This window comes from Pedobacter soli (assembly GCF_900101435.1).
Lineage (GTDB): Bacteria > Bacteroidota > Bacteroidia > Sphingobacteriales > Sphingobacteriaceae > Pedobacter > Pedobacter soli.
The window spans coordinates 73855-97031 of the sequence record NZ_FMZH01000014.1; the positions used below are offsets into that span (position 1 = coordinate 73855).

Here is a 23177-nt window from a genome sequence, read left to right on the forward strand (position 1 = left end):
CTGAACATTCTCTTATCCAATCATTTCTCTTATCCAAACATACCAACTTTATAGCTACCTACTGCATTTGGAAAAGCAAGATTTAAGCGGTTCCAGGTGTTGATGTTGGTTACCAAAAGGGTAAGTTCAATCATTTCTAACTCTGAAAAATGTGCAGTAGCTTCCTGATAAACTTCGTCGGTAACGTGTGCAGCAGTAACGGCTTCGGCCCAGGCCAGTGCAGCTCTTTCGCGATCAGTATAATACGGCGTTTCTCTCCAGGCGCTCAATCCGTAAAGGCGTTGTTCGGTTTCGCCGTTGGCACGGGCATCCTTCGAGTGCATATCCAGACAGTAAGCGCAGGCATTAATTTGCGATACACGGAAATCAACCAGCTCGATAATGGTAGGGCCGATTGATGATTTTTTTAATTGCTGTCCCATTGCGAATAATGGTTTTAATGCGCTCATTCCTTGTTCGAATAAATTAATTCTCTTTTCCATTTTGTTTTAATTTTGATTGTTAAAACCTAATGACACGCGAACGCTGGAAATTGGACAGATTTTGAAAATTTTTTGAAAGAAAATTTTGAAATTTATTTAAAATATTGATTATAAGATAATTACATTTGTATGTTTGGCTTCTTTCTATTGGATTTTAACCCTAATCTTCAGCAAAGAGCCGGTTAAAATGATTTTCGAGGTGATTGCGCATGGCATTGCGGAAAAGCTCAGGCGATCCGTTTTCCAGAATATCAACCAGGCCTTTGTGCGATACGAACTTATGCAGCTGGCCCTGTTTTTTGAGTAAGCCGCTGTTGTGCACAAAATCAAATATAGGCAACAGCATGCTCTGGAATTTTCTCAGTGTCTCATTCCCGGTAATATCGTACAGTTTACCATGAAAAGCAATTTCGTGTTCGATATTAAATAAATGATCCTGAGATGCTTCGGGTTCGTTATCAACTATCGTTCTCAGTTCTTTTAAATCCTCGTCTGTAATGCGCTGGAATAAAAAGTCGGCCATCCCGATTTCTAGCACCAGCCTGATTTCGAAGATCTCTTTCAAGGTACCCTGATCCAGAATGTGTGGATTCATGCTTTTAGAGAGGATTCCAAACAAATCCGGACTGGTTATAACGGCGCCTTTCTTCTTTTTCGATTCAATCAGGCCCATCATACGTAAACGGAGCATAGCTTCTCTAACAACCGTCCGGCTTACGCCCAGTGCAGCACAAAGTTCGAGCTCCGTAGGGATGCTATCACCAACCTTTAGCTTTCGTTCCTGCAAAAGCTGAACAAGCTTATCTTCTACACGATCGACCAACGAACTGGTATCCACTTGTTTAAAATCACTGATGCTATCCATTATTATGTATAATTTATTTTTATTCCAAAAACGGCTTTTAAGGCTGCTTAAAGCGCAAATATAAAGCTAAGTACTTAAAATATAGTTGAGAATAAGCAGAAATTATTTGCAATTAAATAAAATAAATCGGTACTTAGTATTATTATGTATAACATAATACAAATAAAGATAACCAAATTATGAAAGAAACTTACTTCAAACTCATCAGGCTTAGCTTGCCCATGTTGCTACTCTTTGCAACGATTTCGGCATTTGCCCAGCAAACCATTACCGGTAAGGTTACCGACGCCAGCGGGCAGGGGATTCCGAGCGTTACGGTAATGATTAAAGGAACTAAAAACGGAACTTCAACAAGTCCGGCGGGCGCATACAGCATCAAAGCCAATAAAGGCGATGTGCTGGTTTTCAGTTTTACAGGCTACTTAAGTCAGGAAATCAGTATTCAGGAACAAAGCAGCATTAACATTAAGCTTTTAGAAGATAGTAAAGGCCTTGATGAGGTAGTTGTAGTGGGCTATGGTACGCAAAACCGCCGCAGTGTAACCAACTCTATTGCTAAACTGGATAAAGAGGTACTGGCCAATACGCCACGTTCAAATGCGGCTTCGGCATTACAGGGTACCGTACCGGGTTTGCAGGTGGTTACCGCATCTGGTCAGCCAGGAGCTGCGCCTGCTATTTTATTGCGTGGCGGTGCATCTATTAACAGTCCGGGCGCACCACTGGTAATTGTAGATGGAGTAATCCGTTCGTTGAGTGATATTTCTTCGGAGAATATCGAATCGATAGAAACCTTAAAAGATGCTTCTGCAACAGCCATTTATGGCGCAAGAGCCAATAATGGGGTGATTTTAGTAACCACCAAAACCGGTAAATCAGGCAGTTCGCAAATTGCCTATAAATTTACGGGCGGCTACAACCAGGAGCGTAAAGGCTATAACTACATGGGGGCGGGCGATTACATTTATTATACCCGTTTAGGTTATTTAAATGCAGGCCGCACCCTGGCACAAGCCAATGCATCGCGCGGTTTAGGCCTTTCTACCAATGCTGCAGATCTGGCCAGTTTTGATATCAGAACTTACATTCCAGGTACTACCGTGCTGCCTGATGGCTGGCAAGTGCTAAACGACCCTTATGGCGGACAGATTATGTACAAAGACCATGGCGGAGAAGTTGAAGACCTTGTTTTTCAGAACACTTACACCAAAGATCATTACGTGAGTGCAAGTGGTGGTAACGATAAAGGCAAATATTTTGCAGCTTTCGATGCTTTTAACGAAGATGGGGTAATTGTGGGTTCTAAATACAAACGCTATACAGGCGATATTAATGGTTCGTATAAAATTAAGCCGAATCTGGAAATCAGTTCAGGTGTAACGCTCTCTACTTCATCACAACTGGGTACCATTGGCGGTGAGGTGAATACTTTATACCGGAGTTTGGCCATCTGGCCAACTTTTAATCCTTGGATTGACGAAGCTAAAACCGTGGCAAACCCCGGCAATAGCGCCAGTGATGGTAACCCTTTATATTGGTTGGGACGTTTAGACCGCTCGAACGAAGTAAACCGCGTGGTAGCCAATGCCGCCGTGAAATGGGATATTATTCCCGGACTTTACTTTAAAGCAACCGGAAACGCTTACTTGTTTGAAACCCTCGATCAGTCGTTTCAAAAATCGACACAAACCTACGCACAGATTTTTGCTAATTCAGGAAGCAGCACTACCAGGACTTCGAGCAGTACTTTTGGCCGCGATTTCCAGACACAATACAATGGAATATTGAACTACACCAAAAGCTTTGGCAAACACAATTTTAATGTAATGGGTGGAGGCGAGTATTTCGATGTAAAATCTTACGGTTCGCAGGTACTGGGACAAAATGCACCTACCGATGATATTCCTACGGCCAATGCCTCAACTACTTTTGCCGCTGGAAACAATTATACAACCCGTACCGAATATAAAATTCAATCTGCATTTGGCCGTTTTGCTTACGATTTCGATCAGAAATACCTTTTCACAGCAGTATTCAGGATGGATGGAGCTTCAAGTTTGGTCAAAGACAACAGAAATGGTTTCTTCCCGGGTATTTCGGCCGGCTGGAATGTACACCGTGAAGCTTTTTTCAAAAATTCAAAAATCAGTCAGGTAATTTCGAGCCTGAAACCAAGAATCAGCTACGGACAGAATGGAAATATTGCAGGTTTAGGCCGTTACGAAACACAAGGGGTGTACAGCTTGCAGGGAAATTATAACGGAAGTGCAGGATTTTTAAACACCGGTATTATCAATAGTGATTTGCGTTGGGAAAAAAGTAAAACCACCGATTTAGGTTTGGATATGGGTTTACTAAATGATCGCATTACCGTAATTTTTGATTATTATAACCGCAAAACAAGCGATTTGTTGACCAATTTAGACTTGCCAAGTTATACCGGTTTCTCTAGTTTTAGGACGAATTTAGGTACTTTTCAGAATAAGGGTGTTGAGATTGGGGTAGATGCACGGATCATCAGCAAAGGCGATTTGAAATTAAATGCTGGTGCCAATGCCTCTTTTGTTAAAAATAAAATCTTACAACTGCCATTTAACGGCAACGCCAATAACAGACAAGGTGGATTACAGATTTACGATCCGGCAGTAGGCCAGGTAGTTTGGGTAGGTGGTTTACAGGAAGGTCAGCCATTAGGCAATATTTATGGTTACCGTCAGGTTTCCATATTTAAAGATGCTGCCGAGATTGCCGCTGTTGCAGGTAACCGAACCGATGCCATTGCAGGCATTACCGGCCCTAATTTGCCGGCCGGAACCAACGGAAGAATTACCCCGGGCGATGTAAACTGGGAAGATGTAAACGGCGATAACATTATCGATACGCGTGATCAGGTGTATTTGGGCAATATTTATCCAAAATGGACAGGTGGATTTAACTTCAATGCCAGTTATAAAGGCTTTGGTTTATACAACAGATGGGATTTTGCATTGGGCCATACCATTTACAACGATTTGGTAGCGCGTACGCTGGGTAATTATCAGGGTACTTTTAATTATATCGATTTGCAGGCGCAAGCCTGGTCGCCAACCAACACCGATACCGATATTCCAAAAGTTTATTATGCCGATCAGGTTGCCGGTTCGAAACAAAATTATACCCGTGCAAACAATGGTAACGCTGTGTTAAATGGTAACAATTCACGTTTTTACGAAAAAGGCGATTACCTGTGCCTGAGAGAAGTTACCCTTTCTTACGATTTACCAAAAGGATTGCTGCAGAAATCGAAATTCTTTAACAATGCCAAAATTTATGTAACAGGCAGCAATTTGTTGTACATCACTAAATTTTCTGGCCCATCGCCAGAGCCACCGGTATCAGGCGGAACAATTACCGGCATATATTCGGGAACCTACCCAACTCCGAGAACATTTATTATGGGCGTACAACTTGGGTTTTAAAAATAATTAAGGATAGACATGAAAAAGATATTTAGAAATATAGGATTAGTAATTGGCCTGTTCGGATTAACCTTAAGTGGGTGTAAAAACGGATTAGACCTGAGTCCGGTAAGCAGTTTAAGCGATGCCAGTTACTGGCAAACTGCCGATCAGTTTGATGCTTTTGTAAATGGCGTTTATGCCAGGTTCAGGGGGCACAATTCAAGTTTTCAGTATTTGGGTGAGCTGCGGTCTGATATTTTTGGTACCGATCCGGGATCTACAGCCACCTTTACCGGCGAGGCAACCCAGGGTTTAGAGCGCATGTGGCTACAAACTTTAGATGGCGATAATGCGGGGGTAAGTGCTTTTGGTGGTTTTTACAGCAATATTAACCAGATCAATCTGCTCATCCAGAAATTAAATACAACCAGCATTTTAGCCGATGCAAAAAAGAAAAACTACCTGGCCATGGCTTATGGTTTGCGGGCTTTTTATTACTTCCAGATGTACCGGAGCTGGGGAAAGGTGATTATACAAACCGAACCAACCACCACTGTTGATGTTGCCAACCTCGCCAAACCCGCTTCCAGCGAAGCCGAGGTAATGGCATTGATTAAGGCCGATATCGACCTTTCGAACAACAATTTCGGAACAAGCTATGCTTTTGATAGCAAAAACAAAAAAGGATTCTGGTCTAAAGCCGCTACTCAAATGCTCAAGGCAGAAGTTTACCTATGGAATGCACACCGCAGTGGAGGCAATGCCGATGCTACCGTGGCTAAAACAGCTTTAACTGAAATTCAAAGCAATGTTACCGCCTCTTTATTGCCTAACTATGCCGATGTTTTTTCAACCACGAATAAGGATAATAATGAAATCATCTTCGCTTCGAAAAATAAGCTCGATGAAGCAACTTTAGGTTTTATTGGCAACTTTGTGCCTCAAACCGGGCTGATTGTTAACTTTTACGATTCGCTGGCTAACCGCAAATTTGATGTAGCTACCGATAATTATGGAGGATTGTTGCGGGCACCGACTAAAATTGCAACTTACCGCAAATTCAGTAATCTTGATGTTCGAAAAAATATCAGCATCCAGGCGGCCTACGCTAAAAATACAGCAGGTGCTTATACCATTGCAGGTGCTTTCCTTAAAAAATACCTGGGCGAACAAAATGCAGGAAACAGAATTTATACCAACGATTACGTAATTTACAGATATGCAGATTTGTTGCTTTTACTGGCCGAAGCCAAGGTAATGCTGGGCGAAAACCCTGCAGCGGAAATTAACCTGGTAAGGGCAAGGGGTTATGCTGCAAATTACAACGTGGCTACTTTGGGCTATCCGAATCAAACGATAGACAGTAATCCGAACGAAGCCATTTTAAAAGAACGTTTTCTGGAATTTGTAGGCGAGGGCAAGCGCTGGTACGATTTAAGGCGTATGGGCGACACTTATGTTTACGAATATACACCAGTTACAGCGGCAACAGCTTATAAATTGTTATGGCCATTAGACCGCGGTACATTAACCAATAACAGGGCGCTTAACCAAAATCCCGGCTATCCTGTATTTTAAAACATTGCTGGTATGCACTTGGGGTGCATACCGGCACTTAAATTAATTATTACCAATATATCATATGCAAAACATTAAATTAGAAGGTCTTATAGCAGCTCCTTTTACCCCCTTTCATGCTAACGGCGGATTAAACCTGGAAGCCATTCCGAAATACTATCAATTTCTGAAAAAAAATGGTGTTACAGGAGCCTTTATCTGTGGATCAACAGGCGAGGGAGTTTCCTTAACCAAAGAAGAAAAAATGGAGGTTGCTGCAGCATGGGGCAAGGCAACGGCGCAGGATGCTGATTTTAAAGTAATGACTTTATTAGGGGGAACCTGTCTGGCCGACTGTAAATCGCTGGCTAAACATGCTCATGAAGTAGGGTTATACGGGGTTTCCTTTACCGCACCTTCTTACTTCAAACCGGGTAATGTTGCTGTTTTAGCTGAAATGTGTGCCGAAATTGCAGCCGAAGTTCCCGATATGCCCTTTTATTACTACCATATTCCAGTATTAACCGGTGCAAATCTCAATATGATTGATTTGCTGGCCGCTGTAGATGGTAAGATCACCAATTTTGCCGGTGTAAAATACACCCACGAAGATTTTATGGATTTCCTTTCATGCATGAATTTTAATGGCGGTAAATACGATATGCTGTGGGGCCGCGACGAAAATATGCTTTCGGCATTGGTTTTAGGCACAAAAGGGGCTGTAGGCAGTACCTTTAATTACCTTACGCCATTATATAAACAGTTAATTGATGCTTTTGAACAGAACGATCTGAAAACTGCAGCCACACTTCAGCAAAAATCCATAGATTTTATCCGTTTACTGGGTAAATATGGCGGCATTGCGACAGGTAAAGCTTATATGAAACTCGTAGATATGGATTGTGGCGAATTCAGGCTACCTGTAAAAAATATGGACCAACAGCAATTTGAAGAATTTAAAAGCGAGGTTGAAAGTTTAGACTTTGCTGCTTTCAGGTCTGCACATTAAACAAATTAACAGAAAAGGTTTAAAGGTAAAGTGCATCGCCTTAATTATCGTTGGGCAATGGTTATCTTTATTTAAATCCCGATTCGCATTAATGAAAAAACTCTTTTTATACCTTATTTTCTTGCTCACCGCTATTTCATTTTCAAAATTACAGGCGCAGCAGCATATTCAAACCATAGGTTGGAATGTGGTAGCTAAAATTCCGCCTGCGCCAATGCAGAGCCAGTCAATTGGTTTGGCCGGCGCCATTACAGGTATTCACCAGCATTTACTTTTTATTGCCGGGGGGACAAATTTTCCCGATAAAATGCCTTGGGAAGGCGGTAAAAAGAAATATTACAATGATATTTTTATCTATCGTAAAATGGCACGTGGATTAGCCTTAAGGCCCTATCAAGCCAAATTACCTTTCAATCTTGCTTATGCGGCAGTATGCAGCATACCCGCTGGAATTGTTATCGCTGGTGGCGAAAATGAAACCGGTTTAAGCCCAAAAGCTTTTATCATGCAGTGGGAAAACGGCAAGATAACCTTTAATTCGCTTCCCGATTTACCAGAAGGCCTAACCAATGCTGCTTTAACCCTGGTGGGCGATATTTTGTACCTGGCAGGAGGCGAAACAACCGGTGGGGCCACCGATCAGTTTTTAACGCTCGATTTGAAAAATACAGCAGCAGGCTGGAAAAGACTAATTAACCTGCCTCAACCCGTTTCGCATACGGTATTGTTAACTGCAGGAACGAAAATTTTTGTTATCGGTGGCCGGAAAGGCAATTCGGGCGATACCAGTACCATTTATAAAAATGTATGGATGTTTGATGTCAAAGATCCTGTTTGGAAGGCCAAAACATCTTTGCCAGTCCCATTGTCTGCAGCTTGTGGTGTTGGTGCTCAACAGGAATTGCTGGTATTTAGTGGCGATGAGGGCAAAACTTTCCATCAGGTAGAAAGGCTGATCGGGGAAATAAACCGCGAGAAGGATGAAGAAAGAAAAGCAAAACTGAACCAAAGTAAAGCGGTTATTCAGGCTGCACACCCTGGTTTTAGTCGTAAAGTATTGAAGTATGATATTGCACGCAATGTCTGGACAGTAATCCCGGGCACAATGCCTTACGGAACGGTTACCACCAAGGCCGTGTGGTTCGAGAATGAAATTATTATTGCAGGAGGGGAAATTAAGGCGGGGGTACGCACGCCTAAAATTCTATCGGGTAAAATAAAAACAACCAAATGAAAGAAACAAAAAGATATGCATGGGTAGTGGTTGGTTTACTTTGGTTTGTGGCCCTGCTCAATTACATGGACCGCCAGATGCTCTCTACCATGCGGCCAGCCATGCAGCTGGATATTGCGGACCTGCAATCGGCCACTAATTTTGGCTATTTAATGGCCATTTTTCTGTGGATTTATGGTTTTATGAGCCCCATATCGGGCATTATTGCCGACAAATTGAACCGCAAATGGCTTATTGTGGGGAGTTTGCTCGTATGGTCGGCGGTTACTTTTTTAATGGGCTATGCTACTACTTTTAACCAGATTTACTGGTTAAGGGCTTTAATGGGAGTAAGCGAAGCATTATATATTCCTGCTGGTTTATCGCTCATTGCCGATTACCACAGCTCCAAAACAAGGTCGGTAGCTATTGGTATCCACATGACGGGTTTATACATGGGGCAGGCCCTGGGCGGTTTTGGTGCAACCATTGCTTCGAAATTTTCGTGGCAGGCCACTTTCCATTCCTTTGGCCTGGTAGGTATTGTTTACGCACTCGTGTTGGTTTTCTTCTTACAGGAGAAAAAGGCTTCAGTCGTGCAGGAAAGTGAAAGTATTCGGGTAAAGCCAAATCTTTTTAAAGGCCTGGCACTGCTTTTTAGCAACATTTCTTTTTGGGTAATCCTCATTTACTTTGCCATTCCAAGTTTGCCGGGTTGGGCAACCAAAAACTGGTTACCTACTTTATTTGCCAATAACCTGAAAATAGATATGGCGCAGGCCGGGCCAATTTCGACCATTACCATTGCCGCATCCTCATTTTTGGGGGTAATTTTTGGCGGAATTTTGTCAGACAGGTGGGTGCAGAAAAATATTAAAGGCCGCATTTATACCAGTGCTATTGGTTTAGCCTTAACCATTCCATCGCTATTGTTAATTGGTTTTGGCCACTCCTTGTTTAATATCATTGGGGCTGCATTTTGCTTTGGTTTCGGTTTTGGTATGTTCGATGCCAACAATATGCCCATACTCTGTCAGTTTGTTTCTGCCAAATACCGGGCTACAGCTTATGGTATTATGAATATGACTGGTGTATTTGCCGGCGCTTTTATTACCGATTTCCTGGGTAAATCGACCGATTCGGGCAGTTTGGGTAAAGATTTTGCCATGCTCTCAGTTATTGTACTGATTGCTTTACTGGTTCAGCTCTATTTTTTGCGACCAAAGTTTAATGATTTTGAAGATGCTTAATTCAACAAAAATGATGATGAAATTGATTAAAAATAAAATACAGTTTGGATTATTAGTCCTGCTTACACTTTGTACACTCCATGCTTTTTCGCAAAAAGGTATCGAAATTAACTCCACAACGCAGGTTATTCCGGTTTTAAAAGGCATAGAAAGCAATCAGCTTTTGCGCTTAAGGATATATGTTCCGGCAGGAGCTGAAATCCCACTCAAAAAAATAACAGCAAAGCTCAATCCTGATGGAATAAAAGCCATCGAAAAGCTGGAATTGTATTTTACAGATGTAGAGCCGCTTTTTAACGAAAAAAATAAACTGCTTAGCCTTAATCCTTCAGCTGTAAATATCAGTTTCGATGTAAATCTTAACCTGAAACCGGGGGTTCATTACCTTTGGTTTACCGCTAAACTTAAGGCAGATGCCGATATCGATTCGAAAATTGAATTTCATGTTAACCAGCTGGAAGATGCCCAGGCAAAAGTTTATCGTGTTGCGGAAGAAGGTGCAGGATATGTGAAAAGATTAGGCGTAGCGGTTAAAAAAGCCGGCGATGATGGCGTGAATACTTTCCGCATTCCGGGAATGGCTACTACTGATAAAGGTACTTTAATTACCGTTTACGATATCCGCTATAAAAATTCGGGCGATTTACCTGGCAATATTGATGTAGGAACAAGCCGCAGTACCGATGGAGGGCGCACCTGGCAAGCCACAAAAGTAATTATGGATATGGGCGAACCCAATGAAAATAACGGTGTAGGCGATCCGGCTGTGCTTTTCGACCCCATTACTAAAAAAATATGGGTAGCTGCCTTGTGGAGCAAAGGAAACCGCTCGATTGCAGGCTCTAAACCCGGTTTGTCAGAAGACGTTACCGGACAGCTGGTATTGGTAAGCAGTGATGATGACGGCCTCACCTGGTCGGCGCCTAAAAGCATTACAGCGGGAACCAAAGATCCGGCCTGGAATCTGTTTTTTAACGGCCCCGGCAGTGGTATCGCCATGGCTGATGGTAAGCTGGTATTTGCCGCCCAATATTGGGATGAGCATGCCATGCCTTATTCTACTTTGGTGTACAGCGCCGATCATGGTAAAACCTGGAAAACTGAAGACGGGCCTAAAGCCAATACCACCGAGAGTCAGCTAATCGAAACTACACCCGGTGTGCTGATGTTAAACATGCGCGATAACCGCGGGAGTTTTAGAAGTGTAGCCACCACAAACGATATGGGTAAAACCTGGCTCGAGCATCCTACCTCTTACCGAACCTTAGCCGATCCGGTGTGCATGGCCAGTTTCATTAAAGCAAGTGTAAATGTTAAAGGAAAGCAAAAAGAGGTGGTATTTTTCGGCAATGATAATGCACAAACTGCCCGCTACAATTTAACCATTAAAGCCAGTTTAGACCTGTGCGAAAGCTGGGATGCTAAAAACCAGTTGCTTATTGACGAACGAAAATTTTATGGCTATTCTTCGCTGACTAAAATCGACGATAAAACCATTGGCTTCTTTTACGAAGGGGTGAGGGATCTGTATTTTGTCCGCATTCCGGTGAGCGAAATTATCAGGTAAATCAATCATGAAGATTTTTTGGAGCTTAATTTTGCTGGCTTTTTTAGGCCAAACCAAAGGCTACGGACAAAAAATAAAAGTGGCTTGTATCGGCAATTCGGTCACCGCAGGTTATTTGTTGGCCCAGCCCGAAAAACAAGCTTATCCGGCTCAATTGCAACAGCTTTTAGGCGATGGTTATCAGGTAGGTAATTTCGGACACAGCGGAGCAACCTTACTAAAAAAAGGCCACAATCCTTATTTTAAAACAATAGAATTTCGTGAAGCGCTGAATTTTGGGGCAGATATTGCCATCATTCATTTGGGTTTAAATGATACCGATCCGCGCAACTGGCCAAATTATAAAGATCAATTTCAGGCCGATTATCAATGGTTAATTGATACCTTAAAACAGCAAAACCCGAAGCTTAAAGTGTATGTCTGTAAGCTTACTCCAATTTTTAGCGGCCACCCCAGGTTTAAATCGGGTACACGCGACTGGTACTGGCAGGTGCAGGAAAAGATTCTATCCGTAGCCAAAGTCAATAAGCTGGTGCCGGTTGATCTGAATACACCTTTACACAATCGTCCGGAGCTTTTTGCCGATAATCTACATCCCGATAGTACAGGTGCGGCAATAATTGCCAAAACAATCTACCGTGCCATAACGGGTAATTTTGGTGGCTTTCAACCAGACAGGCTGTTTAGCAGCAATATGGTATTGCAACGCGATAAAAATATCCCCGTTTATGGTACTGCCAATGCAGGTGAGGAAATAACGGTCAGTTTTAACGGGAAAACCAGCCGCACAGTTACCGGTGCCGATGGAAAGTGGAAGGTTGTTTTTCCTCCCATGCGATATGGAGGTCCTTACCAGATGAAGATCAGTGGACCAGATAGCAGTCTTGTGCTTAAAAATATCCTCATTGGCGATGTCTGGCTTTGCTCAGGGCAATCGAATATGGCCTTCCCGTTAAAATCATCAGCTGCAGGCACTGCTACTTTACAGCATTTAAACACCAAAATGCCCCTCAGGCTCTTAAAATTTAAGCTTTTGGCCGAAACCGATAACACTGCCTGGGATAAAACAACATTGGCTCAGCTCAATCAGCTTAACTATTTTTCGGGTACCTGGCAAAATCTGAGTGGCGATGCTGCCGCAGATTTTTCAGCCGTAGCTTATTACTTTGGTGAAAAACTAGCCAGGGATGAAAACATTCCCATTGGCTTAATTGAGCTGGCTGTAGGTGGTTCGCCACTCGAATCGTGGCTCGATAGAAGGACTATGGAGCAAGATAATTTACTGGTAGATATGCTGGATAATTGGCGCAAATCAGACTTTTTGCAAGATTGGGTACGCGAAAGAGCCGGTGTAAACCTAAAAAATGCGGTTAATCCAAAGCAAAGACATCCTTATGCACCTGCTTACAATTATGAGGCCGGCGTAGCAGCTATTACGGCATTCCCAATTAAAGGTGTAATCTGGTACCATGGCGAAAGTAATGCGCACAATGTCGAGCTTTTTAGTCATGAGTTTCCTTTGTTGGTTAAAAGCTGGCGGATAAAGTGGAACGATAATTTTCCTTTTTACTACGTACAGCTGTCGGCCATTGACAGGCCATCATGGCCTTATTTTAGAGATGCACAACGAAAATTACAAGCCGTTATTCCCAATTCGGGCATGGCAGTAAGTTCCGACCTTGGCGACTCACTAAACGTGCATCCCATACACAAAAAAGAAATCGGCGAACGGTTGGCTTTGCTGGCACTTAAAAATACCTATCATCAGAATGTAGTGGCCAGCGGCCCCATAGCTTTGAAAGCAGCGAAGGTTAAAAATACCATTGTGATCAAATTTATCAGTGCTCAGAAGCTTAAAACTACCGGGGCAAGCGTATTAACAGGATTCGAACTGGAGGACATTACCGGTGCGCATTTTCTAGTTAAAGCCAGCATTATTCAAAACAAGGTGCACATTTATATTCCACCAGGCAAAACCATAAGCCGGGTTTTGTATGCCTGGCAGCCTTTTACAAGGGCCAATTTAATTAACGAAGCAGGATTACCCGCTTCTACATTTTCCATTTCTATACCCAACTAACATGAGTTATACTTCAAAAGATTTGCAGGAACTAGCCGTATTTTACCAAAACCAGTTGCTTCAAAATACCGTTCCATTTTGGTTTCCAAGATCGATTGATCAGGAACATGGTGGGTATTTGTTTATGCGCGATGCTGATGGCAGTCTGATCGACGATGATAAGGCTGTTTGGATTCAGGGGCGCGCGGCCTGGCTGTTATCGACACTTTACAACACCATTGAACCCAAACAAGAATGGCTCGATGCCGCAAAATCGGGTATTGATTTTTTGAACCAGCATTGTTTTGATACCGATGGGCAGATGTTTTTCCATGTAACGAGGGAAGGGAAGCCTATCCGCAAAAGGCGTTACTATTTTTCTGAAACTTTTGCTGTGATTGCGAATGCCGCCTATGCAAAAGCCAGCGGCGACGAAACAGCAGCTGCAAAAGCCAGGTATTTGTTTGGAAAATGTATTGAATATGCTACCCAACCCGGTTTACTCCCTCCGAAATTTACCGATACCCGGCCTGCTAAAGGAATCGGCGTACCTATGATTATGATGAATACCGCGCAGCAGCTGCGCGAAACCATTGGCGATCCGCGCTGTGACGAATGGATTGCGAAGTGGATTGAGGAGATTAAAAATGATTTTGTTAAAGATGATATTCAGTGTGTAATGGAGCAGGTGGCGCCCAATGGTGCTATCATCGACCATATTGATGGTCGCACGCTAAACCCCGGTCATGCCATTGAAGGAGCCTGGTTCATTTTGCACGAAGCCAAATACCGCAATAACGATCCTGAACTGATTAAGCTGGGCTGTAAAATGCTCGATTACATGTGGGAAAGGGGCTGGGATGAGCAGTATGGTGGTATCCTGTATTTCAGGGATGTATACGGTAAGCCTGTGCAGGAATACTGGCAGGACATGAAATTCTGGTGGCCGCAAAATGAAACCATTATCGCCACGTTACTGGCCTATACTTTAACCGGCGACGAGAAATATGCACGCTGGCACAAAATGATCCACAATTATGCTTACAGCAAATTTCACGATCCTGATCATGGCGAATGGTTTGGCTACCTGCACCGTGATGGCACTGTTGCCCAAACAGCCAAAGGCAACCTGTTTAAGGGGCCTTTTCACCTGCCCAGGCAAGAGTGGTACTGTGCACAACTGTTAAGCCGTTTGGACGATTAAATCCGTTCAGGAGGCCGCATGCAAATCGGCAACCAAAAACTTTGTGCTAATTCTGCTCATGGTTTCCAAACGTATGCCTAAATAACTGGCCAGGTAGCGTTTGGGAACCTTATCAAAAGCTAATCCATTGGCTTCGAGCTTACGGTACCTTTTCGATGCATTCGGGATCCGTGCCAGAATAGCCCTGTCAGATGCCGCATAATAATGCAATTCAAAAAGTTTTCTTCCAATCAGATTAGCTTCCGGATAATGCGAGTAAGCGGCTTCAATCAGGTTGTAAGGGATACTGATTAAAACACAATCTTCAAGTGCCTGTAAATATTCAATTGAGTGGTTATCATGGTCAAACGGATGGCGAATGGCGCCAATAATCTCGTTGCCGAAACTAAACCAGGTACTGATATCTTTTTTACCATCTTTAACAAAACCACGCACCAATCCGCTCACCAAAAAGTAAAGCGAAGTATTGTTGTCGATCGGTGAGAGTACATGTTTATACTTTTTTACATGAATTACCTTACAGTTTTTTTCGTAAGACGCTTTAAATTCACCCGATAGGGGATGAAACTTTTCCAGGTATTGAAAAAGCGGAAGCATAGAAGAATGAGTGCTCAGATATTGCATTTATTAAACCTGCTAAATAGAAAAATTAATGGGACAGCTTTTTTTGTGTAACCATAAACCTGCGCGCCTGGCAAGCGGGCTGATTTGTTTGGTTGACTATGCAAAGTTATCTGTGGATGGTAAAATCGTTGGCTAATTTAGGGCCATCGGCCTCTAACTATTCAGCCGTTAGACCAAAAACAGGCCGGAAAGGCACTTTTTAGCTCAATTCTTTGTTGAAATAGTTGGTAGGCATTACGCCCTTTTCTTTTTTAAAAGCGTTGTAAAAAGTGGCCAGACTTTTAAAGCCTGATTCGGATGCGATGGCTTCGATAGTTAACTTGTCGCTTTTTAAAGGATGTTGGATTAAAAAATGAGCGACCCTGTAGCCGTTAATCCAATCGCGAAAATTTTTACCAATCGTATTGTTGATGATAAAAGAGCAATGGTGAACAGGAATATTGAGTTTTGCCGCCAGATCGATAATCTGAAAATCGTGAAGCAAATAAAGCTGTTCCTCCTCCATTAATGTTGCCATGGCGTGGGAGAGTTCAGTTAGCTGTTCTTCGGATAAGTTTACTTTTTTTGCTGGTTTTGCCGGTTGTTCACCCTTTGTTATTTGTAAACCCAAACTTACAGCCCCTGTCGTGGGGGTATCAGATTCAACCTGTTCGGGCATATTTTTTTTATCCAGTTCTACCGATACCAGTAAATAACCATAAAAAATATGCGGCTTGTGCAAGGCGTATAATACCAGAAACAGCAGTAAAAAGCAATTGGTAATTACAAACGAGGATTGGGTATAGGGAATGTGTAATCCTCTTAAAACTACCGGTGTCAAACTCATTAACTGAAAAAATGTGGCCACACGCAGAAAGAAAACAATCCAGCGTTTACCCGGTTCGTCTCTTTTATCGGTTTTATCCATTTTCCGATAATAGTGCACCCAGGCAAGGCATAAATAAGTAAATACCAGAATGGGGCGTAAGGTGTAATGGAAATAATTTGGAAAGAGCCCTGTTTGAGTCTTAAGCGAAAAATAGCCATTATCTGCCAGCTGTTTCGGGATGGTGGCCCAGTCGAGCTCAGGCCAGCCCTGCCAGGGGAACACATGGATGAGTGCTAACAGTGCAGGAATAAAATGTAGCCACTGCCACTTTCGTAAACCAGTACTTCCATCAATAAAACCCGAAATATAAAGGTAAAAACAGGCCGGTGCAGCGTAGTAAAGCGGTGTGAATGCCTGAAAAACATATACCAATGTTACTGGTTTTTCGGCTGCAATGAGTGCAGAAATTAAAATCTGGCCAAAACGGGCAAAAAATAAAAGTGAAAGTAAAATATTGAGTGTTTTATTCCCTTTTTTAGCAAAAAACAGGTTTATAGCGAATAGAAGCAGAAAGAGACAACAGATGCCGACTAAAAGATTCAAAAACTGCATATTTTCAGCCAAGATAAAGCTTTGTTGGAAAATAGCGCTGTACGAATTTGTTTACAACCTTATCGGCTTGTTTTGTAAACGAAAAGCCGCAACGCCGATTCAAATTAAGGGTGTTATTGCTACAAATTACTCATTTGGGCGACTTATAATGATAAAAGTTGCATAGAAAAGAATAGGTGGCCAGGGATTGAAAATAAATGAGTACGCATAGTGGTTACATTTCGTGTATTAAAAAAGCATGCCCCCATATGTTGGACGTTTTTAACGGTTATAATTTTGCATTGATTAGGTTATATTTACAGGCAAATAGCCTTCAATTATTTAAAATGATCAAGAGAAGTTTAATTATAGCCTGTTTGTCGATTCTTTTTAGCGGATTAACTTTTGCGCAACGAAAATCCGGACAAAAGCCCAATATCGTTTTTATTATGGCCGATGATTTGGGTTATGGCGATGTAGGCGTTTACGGACAAAAGCTGATCCTGACACCCAATATCGATCAGTTGGCTAAGGAAGGGACTAGGTTTACCGATTTTTATGCCGGCGCTCCGGTTTGTTCACCATCAAGGGGTTCAATTCTTACCGGGCTAAATACCGGTCATGCTACCATCAGGGGCAATGCAACCGATCAGGGTGGTCTTCCGGGCAAAAAAGGAAAAAATGTGGTTTACCGGGCTAATCTTACTAAAAACGATTACACCATAGGCAACCTCATGCAGGATGCCGGATACAATACTGCGCTGGTTGGGAAATGGCATGTTGATGGCTACGATTCGCTGGCTACACCTTTGCAAAGGGGATTCGATCAGTTTTCGGGCTGGCTCGTCAACATACCGGCTACATACGCCAGTACCTATTGGCCCGACCATCGTTATGTAAATGGCAAACTCCAAACAATTGAAGCCAATATCAACGCCAGAAAGGGTTATTACGAAACTAACATTTGTACCGACGAAGCATTGGCTTACCTGAAAACACAAAAAGACAATACAAAACCCTTCTTTTTGATGCTGAACTTCAACAATCCGCATTCGCCACTCGATGTTCCCGATCAGGCCATTTATAAAAATAAGAACTGGCCTGAGGATATGAAAACCTATGCCGCCATGGTTTATTACATGGATCAATCAGTAGGAAAGATAAAAGATTACCTCCTTAAAAGTGGATTATCTGAAAATACGATTGTCTTTTTTGCTTCCGATAACGGTCCGCGGTCAGAACCTACCAGTCAGCTCAAAGCTGTTTCGGAGTTTTTCGATTCGAACGGGCAACTAAAGGGCTATAAAAGAGATTTGTACGATGGCGGCATCCGCATTCCGTTTATTGCATGGGCACCTTTTATTAAAAATGCACCCAAAACGAGCAGTGTACCGGGATACTTCCCCGATATTATGCCCACATTTGCCGAAATTGCAGGTAAAACCAGTGGTTTTAAAACAGATGGCGCCAGTATTTATCCCGTAATTAAAGGGAGCAAGGCTAATGCAGACCGTTTTTTGTATTGGGAATTTTTTGAGCTAGGCTTTGAGCAAGCTGTGCGTTATGGCCAGTGGAAAGGTGTAAAAAGGCACCATAAACTGGAACTTTACGATTTGAAAACCGATATCGGCGAGACTAAAGATGTAGCTGCAGCCCACCCTGATTTGGTAAAGAAAATGGAAGATTACCTGTTAACTGCAAGAACGGAGTCGCCATATTGGACGGTTAAATAAAACAGCACTTAGAACTTGTCTTGTAGCATGCCAAAAAGGTTAGCTACAAGGCGATATTATGATCTCTTTTAAACGATAGCGGAGATAAACCTGCATGTTTTTTAAAGTACTTTCCGAAGAAGGAAGGATTACTGAAATGGAGCTCTTCGGCAATTTCCGAAATGTTCATTACATGCCCGGTAAGTAATAATTTGGCTTCTCTGATTACAAAATCATCTATATGCTCTCCGGCCGACCTTCCGGTAACCTGTTTAACTACCTGCGAAAGATGCCTTGGTGTAATGTGCAGGCAGTTGGCATAATAAATTACCCGTTTTTCTGCTTTAAAACGCTCCGATACCAACGATAAAAACCGGTTGGTAAGCTCTACCTTGCTGTTAATAGCCGCTTCAGGCAGTTTCTTTTGCTTCTCGTTTAGTAAAAAGATATCGTAAACAATAGATAAAAAGCTATTGTGTATAATATCATCAATGTGGCGGGTATGTTTAGAGATCGAAAGCCGGTTTTGAAGTGCCATCATATCAGCCAATACCTGCTCATATTCTGCTTTCGAAAGCGAAAACTTTAACAATTCGTTCCCGTTAAATATTTTATAGGTTTCGGCAATATTAAAGAATATCCCTTTCCGTGCCAGGTAGCTTTTATTAAAATGCGTAAAAATAACCGTAGCATCGGGTTCTTCTGGTATTTCGTAGATATGATCGGGCAGCATACATAAAATGTCGCGGGCGTTTAAAATATGCGCTACAAAATTGATCTTGATTTTCAGGCTCCCTTTTTTAACCATTAAAATCCCGAAATCGGTTGATCGGAAAGGTGATTTGGGGCACTCATTTCCACTGGCACTATTGTATATCGATACCATCAACTCAACACCTCTAAGGGTATCGGCGTGGCCCGATGACGATAGCTTTTTGCCTGGATGCAATTGTCCCATTCTGGTGTTAAATTATTGGTCTTATTAGTCGTTAAAATCGTTTAGGTTTTTGTGTTTCAAATTGTGCTTAAACGAGCCGGTTTTTCCTGGTTTCAAATGTATGTTTTGGACGATAATATTTTTTTATTTTTTAAAAATTTGACGAAATTTTGATTAAAAATCAATCGTTTGATTAATTTTTTAGATAATGTTTTAATGCTTTAATATGTTAAATATTAGTGTTTTGTGTTTGTTTTTGAAGCTTGTTAGGCCTTTTTTAGGTCGATTTTTGAATTTTACCTTTTTATTTAAAAAGTCAAATAGTAGAACGGTCAATTCATCTAAATGTCATATTCAACCGATCCACCTTTTTGACCAATATATCCCACTTTTCAACCTTTTTTTAGGTCAGATTCTGCGTTAAAATTGTGTTAACAAAACATCAGATAAAAGTGAAGGGCTACCGGCTTTTTGCTAATGGAATTGATGCGTTTGGTGTAAAATGATATGCTTCAAACAAGACAGAATAAAGCATTTGGCATGCGTAAAAAACTACAGGATAGAATTGCTTCATTTAAAGATGCAACACTTATAAAAGAAAAAGGATTGTACCCTTATTTCAGGTCAATTGAATCGGCTCAGGATACTGAGGTGGTGATAAATGGGAAAAAAGTACTGATGTTTGGCTCTAATTCTTATTTGGGGCTTACCAATCACCCAGAAATTAAAAAAGCTTCAAAAAATGCCATCGATAAGTATGGTACAGGTTGTGCGGGTTCACGTTTTTTAAACGGCTCACTCGATATTCACCTCGAACTTGAGCAACGCCTGGCAAATTATGTCGGAAAAGAAGCTGCAGTATTATTTAGTACCGGTTTTCAGGTAAATCTGGGCGTAATTTCCTGTCTGCTCGATCGCAACGATTACCTTATTCTGGATGAATACGATCATGCTTCAATTATCGATGGGAGCAGGCTTTCTTTTTCCAGAACGATAAAATACGCCCATAACGATATGGATGATTTGCGCAGTAAACTAAGCCGTTTACCAGCCGATTCTGCTAAGCTTATTGTTTCTGACGGTATTTTTAGCATGGAAGGCGATTTGGTTAATTTGCCCGAAATGGTCGAAATAGCCGACGAGTTTGGCGCCAATATCATGATGGATGATGCCCATAGTCTGGGTGTAATTGGTTTTAATGGGGCAGGTACCGCTTCGCATTTTAACCTGACCAATAAGGTAGACCTGATTATGGGAACTTTCAGTAAATCGCTGGCTTCGCTGGGTGGTTTTATTGCCGCCAATACCGAAACCATCGAATTTATTAAACATCGAGCCCGCTCGCTCATGTTTAGTGCAAGCATGCCACCTTCGGCTGTAGCCAGTGTTATTGCCGCACTCGATATTATAGAAAGGGAGCCCGAGCGTATTGATAAACTCTGGGCCAATACCAATTACGCCAAAAAACTTTTGCTGGATGCCGGATTTGATATCGGTCACAGCAATAGCCCGATTATTCCGGTGTATATCAGAGACAATACGGCAACCTTTATGATTACCAATATCCTGCAGGAGAATGGCATATTCGTTAATCCGGTCGTATCGCCTGCTGTGCCTTCTGATTCTTCGCTCATCCGTTTTTCGCTGATGGCTACGCATAGTTTTGAGCAAATAGAAATGGCTGTAGCACAATTGAAAGCTGCCTTTGTTGCGGTGAATGTTAACCTCTTAAATGTAAGGTTATGAGGGTAATTAAACCGGTCACGGATAAAAAAGATTTAAAGGCTTTTATTGATTTCCCGCATACACTTTATGCCGGCGATCCCAATTATGTGCCCGAACTTTTTATCGCCCAAAGAGATCTGCTTACGCCGGGCAAACATCCGTTTTTTCAACATTCTACCATAGCGCTTTTTTTGCTATTGGATGGAAGTGAAATTATCGGCCGTATTGCAGCCATTGAAAATACACGCCACAATCAGGTTTACGAGGCAACAGATGGTTTTTTTGGCTTTTTTGATTGTATAAACGATGAGGATGCAGCCGAGCTATTAATCCAAAAGGTACATCAATGGCTCGAGGCCAGAAAGCTTACCCGCGTACTAGGACCGGTAAATTTCTCTACCAACGAGGTTTGTGGTTTATTGATTGAAGGTTTTGATGGTCCGCCTGTGGCCATGATGCCTTACAATGCGCCTTATTATTTGCCCCTGCTCGAAAAAATGGGCTACGCAAAAAATGTCGATCTGCGTGCTTATCGCTATACCGTAGAAAATTATAGTGACCGGTCGCTTAAGCTGATGGACCGGATTAAGGAAAGATTACTCCGGAACAACATCACCATCCGCCACATCAACATGAAAAAATTTGCTGAAGAGCGCGATGCCCTGAGAGAAGTGTACAACAAAGCCTGGGATAAAAACCTTGGGTTTGTACCCATGAGCGATGCTGAATTTGAGTATACAGCCAACGATCTTAAGCTGATTCTCGATCCTAAATTCTGTATCATGGCCGAGCAGGAAGGCAAGATTGTCGGTTTTGCACTGGCCATACCCGATATCAATCAGGTGCTCATTAAAATCAAACGAGGCAGGTTGTTTCCAACGGGGTTAATTAAGCTACTGGCTAACAAAAAGAAGATAAATGGCATCAGGATTATGCTGCTGGGGGTGGTAGATGGCTACCGGAAGATGGGCATTGAGGCTTGTCTTTACGGGGAAATCATCAGGCATTTTCTGGAAAAGAAAATGAAATATGCCGAGGCGAGCTGGACACTGGAACATAATGATATGGTAAACAGGCCGATTGAAGATATTGGTGGAAAACTCTATCGCAAGTATCGAATTCTGGAAAAAAATCTATGAAAAAGCGGATTCTGATTACCGGTGCTACAGGTTTTGTGGGTTTTCATTTAATCGAAGCAGCCTTATCAAATGGCCTGGAGGTTTTTGCCAATGTTCGTAAATCGAGCCAAACCGGTCATTTACAGGGTTTAGCTATCAGTTTTGTGGAGCTCGATTTCGAGTCTATTTACCAGATGACCAGGCATATTGAGGAGTACAAGTACGATTATGTAATCCATGCGGCAGCGGTAACCAAGGCCGAAAACCTCGACCAGTACAACAAATACAATGCAGCCTATACCCGCAACCTGGCCATAGCGGTTACGCAGGCAACACATCAGGTAGAAAAGTTTGTGTTTGTAAGCAGCCTTGCTGCATTGGGACCGCTAAAAAAGGTTGGCTATCAGCTGAGTGATAATGGGGCCTCAAATCCGGTAACCTACTATGGTAAAAGTAAAGCTTTGGCCGAAACCTATTTACAAAATATAGAGAAGCTGCCCTGGCTGGTCTTTCGACCAACGGCAGTTTATGGACCACGAGAGCGCGAAATACTGATGGTAATTAAAGCTATAAACCGCGGCGTTGAGGTGTACATGGGCGATAAAGAGCAGCAGCTGAGCTTTGTTTATGTCAAAGATCTAGCCCAAATTATGATCAGTTCGCTGCAATCGGCAGTGGTTAACAAAAGCTATAATGTTTCTGATGGGCAGGTTTACAGCAGGTCTGCCTTTTCTGAGCATACGCGGGCCATTATGCAAAAGAAAACCTTTAAAGTGCAGGTGCCGTTGCCACTCATTAAGGGCATTGCCTGGGGCCTCGAAAAAGGGTATAAGCTCCTCCGTAAAATACCTACGCTAAACATCGATAAGGTGAATGAGCTTACGGGTATTAACTGGAGCTGCGACATTAAAAATATTAAAAACGACCTCGGTTTCAGTCCACGATACCAGCTGCAACAAGGTTTAGAAGAAACAATAAAATGGTATCAGCTTAACAAATGGTTATAAGCATTTAAA

17 protein-coding genes are annotated in these 23177 nt (G+C 42.3%); 12 read left to right on the plus strand and 5 right to left on the minus strand.

Annotation, left to right across the window (positions count from 1 at the left end; translation table 11 throughout):
• Window positions 1–29 precede the first annotated feature (29 nt).
• Window positions 30–482, minus strand: coding sequence for a carboxymuconolactone decarboxylase family protein (locus BLR37_RS22080; protein WP_090772449.1), 453 nt, complete (start codon window positions 480–482; stop codon window positions 30–32).
• Between the two features lie 160 nt (window positions 483–642).
• Window positions 643–1347 (minus strand): FadR/GntR family transcriptional regulator, encoded by a 705-nt coding sequence (locus BLR37_RS22085; RefSeq protein ID WP_090772451.1) that lies wholly within the window; start codon window positions 1345–1347, stop codon window positions 643–645.
• 179 nt (window positions 1348–1526) lie between these two features.
• On the opposite strand from BLR37_RS22085, the gene BLR37_RS22090 reads away from it, so the two are divergent.
• The 8 genes from BLR37_RS22090 to BLR37_RS22125 all read left to right on the plus strand — a co-directional run bounded on the left by BLR37_RS22090 (window position 1527) and on the right by BLR37_RS22125 (window position 14646).
• A complete protein-coding gene (locus tag BLR37_RS22090; RefSeq protein WP_090772453.1) occupies window positions 1527–4805 on the plus strand; it encodes a SusC/RagA family TonB-linked outer membrane protein in 3279 nt (1092 codons plus the stop codon).
• Window positions 4806–4823: 18 nt separating this feature from the next.
• Window positions 4824–6365: a SusD family outer membrane lipoprotein NanU gene (gene nanU / locus BLR37_RS22095; protein ID WP_090772455.1), complete on the plus strand. Its 1542-nt coding sequence runs from the start codon at window positions 4824–4826 to the stop codon at window positions 6363–6365.
• A 64-nt stretch (window positions 6366–6429) separates the two neighbouring features.
• A complete protein-coding gene (locus BLR37_RS22100) occupies window positions 6430–7353 on the plus strand; it encodes a dihydrodipicolinate synthase family protein (protein ID WP_090772457.1) in 924 nt (307 codons plus the stop codon).
• A 91-nt stretch (window positions 7354–7444) separates the two neighbouring features.
• Window positions 7445–8587, plus strand: coding sequence for a tRNA wybutosine-synthesizing protein 4 beta-propeller domain-containing protein (locus BLR37_RS22105; protein ID WP_143009648.1), 1143 nt, complete (start codon window positions 7445–7447; stop codon window positions 8585–8587).
• Window positions 8584–9816 carry an MFS transporter gene (locus BLR37_RS22110; protein WP_090772461.1) on the plus strand — a complete coding sequence of 411 codons (1233 nt, stop codon included), beginning with the start codon at window positions 8584–8586 and terminating at the stop codon, window positions 9814–9816. The genes BLR37_RS22105 and BLR37_RS22110 overlap by 4 nt, the downstream gene beginning before the upstream one ends.
• Window positions 9809–11383 carry a sialidase family protein gene (locus BLR37_RS22115; RefSeq protein ID WP_244154732.1) on the plus strand — a complete coding sequence of 525 codons (1575 nt, stop codon included), beginning with the start codon at window positions 9809–9811 and terminating at the stop codon, window positions 11381–11383. The genes BLR37_RS22110 and BLR37_RS22115 overlap by 8 nt, the downstream gene beginning before the upstream one ends.
• A gap of 7 nt (window positions 11384–11390) precedes the next feature.
• Window positions 11391–13463, plus strand: coding sequence for a GDSL-type esterase/lipase family protein (locus BLR37_RS22120; protein WP_090772463.1), 2073 nt, complete (start codon window positions 11391–11393; stop codon window positions 13461–13463).
• 1 nt (window position 13464) lies between these two features.
• Complete coding sequence (locus BLR37_RS22125) at window positions 13465–14646, plus strand: AGE family epimerase/isomerase (RefSeq protein WP_090772465.1); 1182 nt, start codon at window positions 13465–13467, stop codon at window positions 14644–14646.
• A gap of 6 nt (window positions 14647–14652) precedes the next feature.
• Here the strand turns inward: BLR37_RS22125 and BLR37_RS22130 are convergent, their stop codons facing one another.
• Together BLR37_RS22130 and BLR37_RS22135 are read right to left on the minus strand one after the other, a co-directional pair.
• The gene (locus BLR37_RS22130) at window positions 14653–15270 is read right to left on the minus strand and encodes a Crp/Fnr family transcriptional regulator (protein WP_124561191.1); all 618 of its coding nucleotides are present in this window, start codon (window positions 15268–15270) and stop codon (window positions 14653–14655) included.
• A gap of 199 nt (window positions 15271–15469) precedes the next feature.
• A complete protein-coding gene (locus BLR37_RS22135; protein WP_090772469.1) occupies window positions 15470–16690 on the minus strand; it encodes a helix-turn-helix domain-containing protein in 1221 nt (406 codons plus the stop codon).
• 326 nt (window positions 16691–17016) lie between these two features.
• Here BLR37_RS22135 and BLR37_RS22140 point away from each other — a divergent pair, with 326 nt between their 5' ends.
• Window positions 17017–18402, plus strand: a complete 1386-nt coding sequence (locus BLR37_RS22140; RefSeq protein WP_090772510.1) for an arylsulfatase — start codon at window positions 17017–17019, stop codon at window positions 18400–18402.
• A 43-nt stretch (window positions 18403–18445) separates the two neighbouring features.
• Here BLR37_RS22140 and BLR37_RS22145 read toward each other — a convergent pair whose 3' ends face one another.
• Window positions 18446–19339: an AraC family transcriptional regulator gene (locus tag BLR37_RS22145; protein WP_090772471.1), complete on the minus strand. Its 894-nt coding sequence runs from the start codon at window positions 19337–19339 to the stop codon at window positions 18446–18448.
• Window positions 19340–19858: 519 nt separating this feature from the next.
• On the opposite strand from BLR37_RS22145, the gene spt reads away from it, so the two are divergent.
• Genes spt through BLR37_RS22160 form a run of 3 tightly spaced genes read left to right on the plus strand, consistent with a single transcriptional unit; the run spans window position 19859 to window position 23168 of the window.
• Window positions 19859–21064: a serine palmitoyltransferase gene (gene spt / locus BLR37_RS22150; RefSeq protein ID WP_090772512.1), complete on the plus strand. Its 1206-nt coding sequence runs from the start codon at window positions 19859–19861 to the stop codon at window positions 21062–21064.
• Entirely contained in the window at window positions 21061–22182 is a 1122-nt protein-coding gene (locus BLR37_RS22155; protein ID WP_090772473.1) for a hypothetical protein, read from the plus strand. Before spt ends, BLR37_RS22155 begins: the two co-directional genes overlap by 4 nt.
• On the plus strand, window positions 22179–23168 hold the full coding sequence (locus BLR37_RS22160) for an NAD-dependent epimerase/dehydratase family protein (protein ID WP_090772475.1): 990 nt from the start codon (window positions 22179–22181) through the stop codon (window positions 23166–23168). The genes BLR37_RS22155 and BLR37_RS22160 overlap by 4 nt, the downstream gene beginning before the upstream one ends.
• The last annotated feature ends 9 nt before the right edge of the window (window positions 23169–23177 follow it).

Excerpts from the sequence above, each read along its gene's own strand:
- BLR37_RS22080 (WP_090772449.1), bottom strand. The coding sequence starts at position 482 with ATGGAAAAGAGAATTAATTTATTCGAACAAGGAATGAGCGCATTAAAA.
- BLR37_RS22085 (WP_090772451.1), bottom strand. The coding sequence starts at position 1,347 with ATGGATAGCATCAGTGATTTTAAACAAGTGGATACCAGTTCGTTGGTC.
- BLR37_RS22090 (WP_090772453.1), top strand. The coding sequence starts at position 1,527 with ATGAAAGAAACTTACTTCAAACTCATCAGGCTTAGCTTGCCCATGTTG.
- nanU (WP_090772455.1), top strand. The coding sequence starts at position 4,824 with ATGAAAAAGATATTTAGAAATATAGGATTAGTAATTGGCCTGTTCGGA.
- BLR37_RS22100 (WP_090772457.1), top strand. The coding sequence starts at position 6,430 with ATGCAAAACATTAAATTAGAAGGTCTTATAGCAGCTCCTTTTACCCCC.
- BLR37_RS22105 (WP_143009648.1), top strand. The coding sequence starts at position 7,445 with ATGAAAAAACTCTTTTTATACCTTATTTTCTTGCTCACCGCTATTTCA.
- BLR37_RS22110 (WP_090772461.1), top strand. The coding sequence starts at position 8,584 with ATGAAAGAAACAAAAAGATATGCATGGGTAGTGGTTGGTTTACTTTGG.
- BLR37_RS22115 (WP_244154732.1), top strand. The coding sequence starts at position 9,809 with ATGCTTAATTCAACAAAAATGATGATGAAATTGATTAAAAATAAAATA.
- BLR37_RS22120 (WP_090772463.1), top strand. The coding sequence starts at position 11,391 with ATGAAGATTTTTTGGAGCTTAATTTTGCTGGCTTTTTTAGGCCAAACC.
- BLR37_RS22125 (WP_090772465.1), top strand. The coding sequence starts at position 13,465 with ATGAGTTATACTTCAAAAGATTTGCAGGAACTAGCCGTATTTTACCAA.
- BLR37_RS22130 (WP_124561191.1), bottom strand. The coding sequence starts at position 15,270 with ATGCAATATCTGAGCACTCATTCTTCTATGCTTCCGCTTTTTCAATAC.
- BLR37_RS22135 (WP_090772469.1), bottom strand. The coding sequence starts at position 16,690 with ATGCAGTTTTTGAATCTTTTAGTCGGCATCTGTTGTCTCTTTCTGCTT.
- BLR37_RS22140 (WP_090772510.1), top strand. The coding sequence starts at position 17,017 with ATGATCAAGAGAAGTTTAATTATAGCCTGTTTGTCGATTCTTTTTAGC.
- BLR37_RS22145 (WP_090772471.1), bottom strand. The coding sequence starts at position 19,339 with ATGGGACAATTGCATCCAGGCAAAAAGCTATCGTCATCGGGCCACGCC.
- spt (WP_090772512.1), top strand. The coding sequence starts at position 19,859 with ATGCGTAAAAAACTACAGGATAGAATTGCTTCATTTAAAGATGCAACA.
- BLR37_RS22155 (WP_090772473.1), top strand. The coding sequence starts at position 21,061 with ATGAGGGTAATTAAACCGGTCACGGATAAAAAAGATTTAAAGGCTTTT.
- BLR37_RS22160 (WP_090772475.1), top strand. The coding sequence starts at position 22,179 with ATGAAAAAGCGGATTCTGATTACCGGTGCTACAGGTTTTGTGGGTTTT.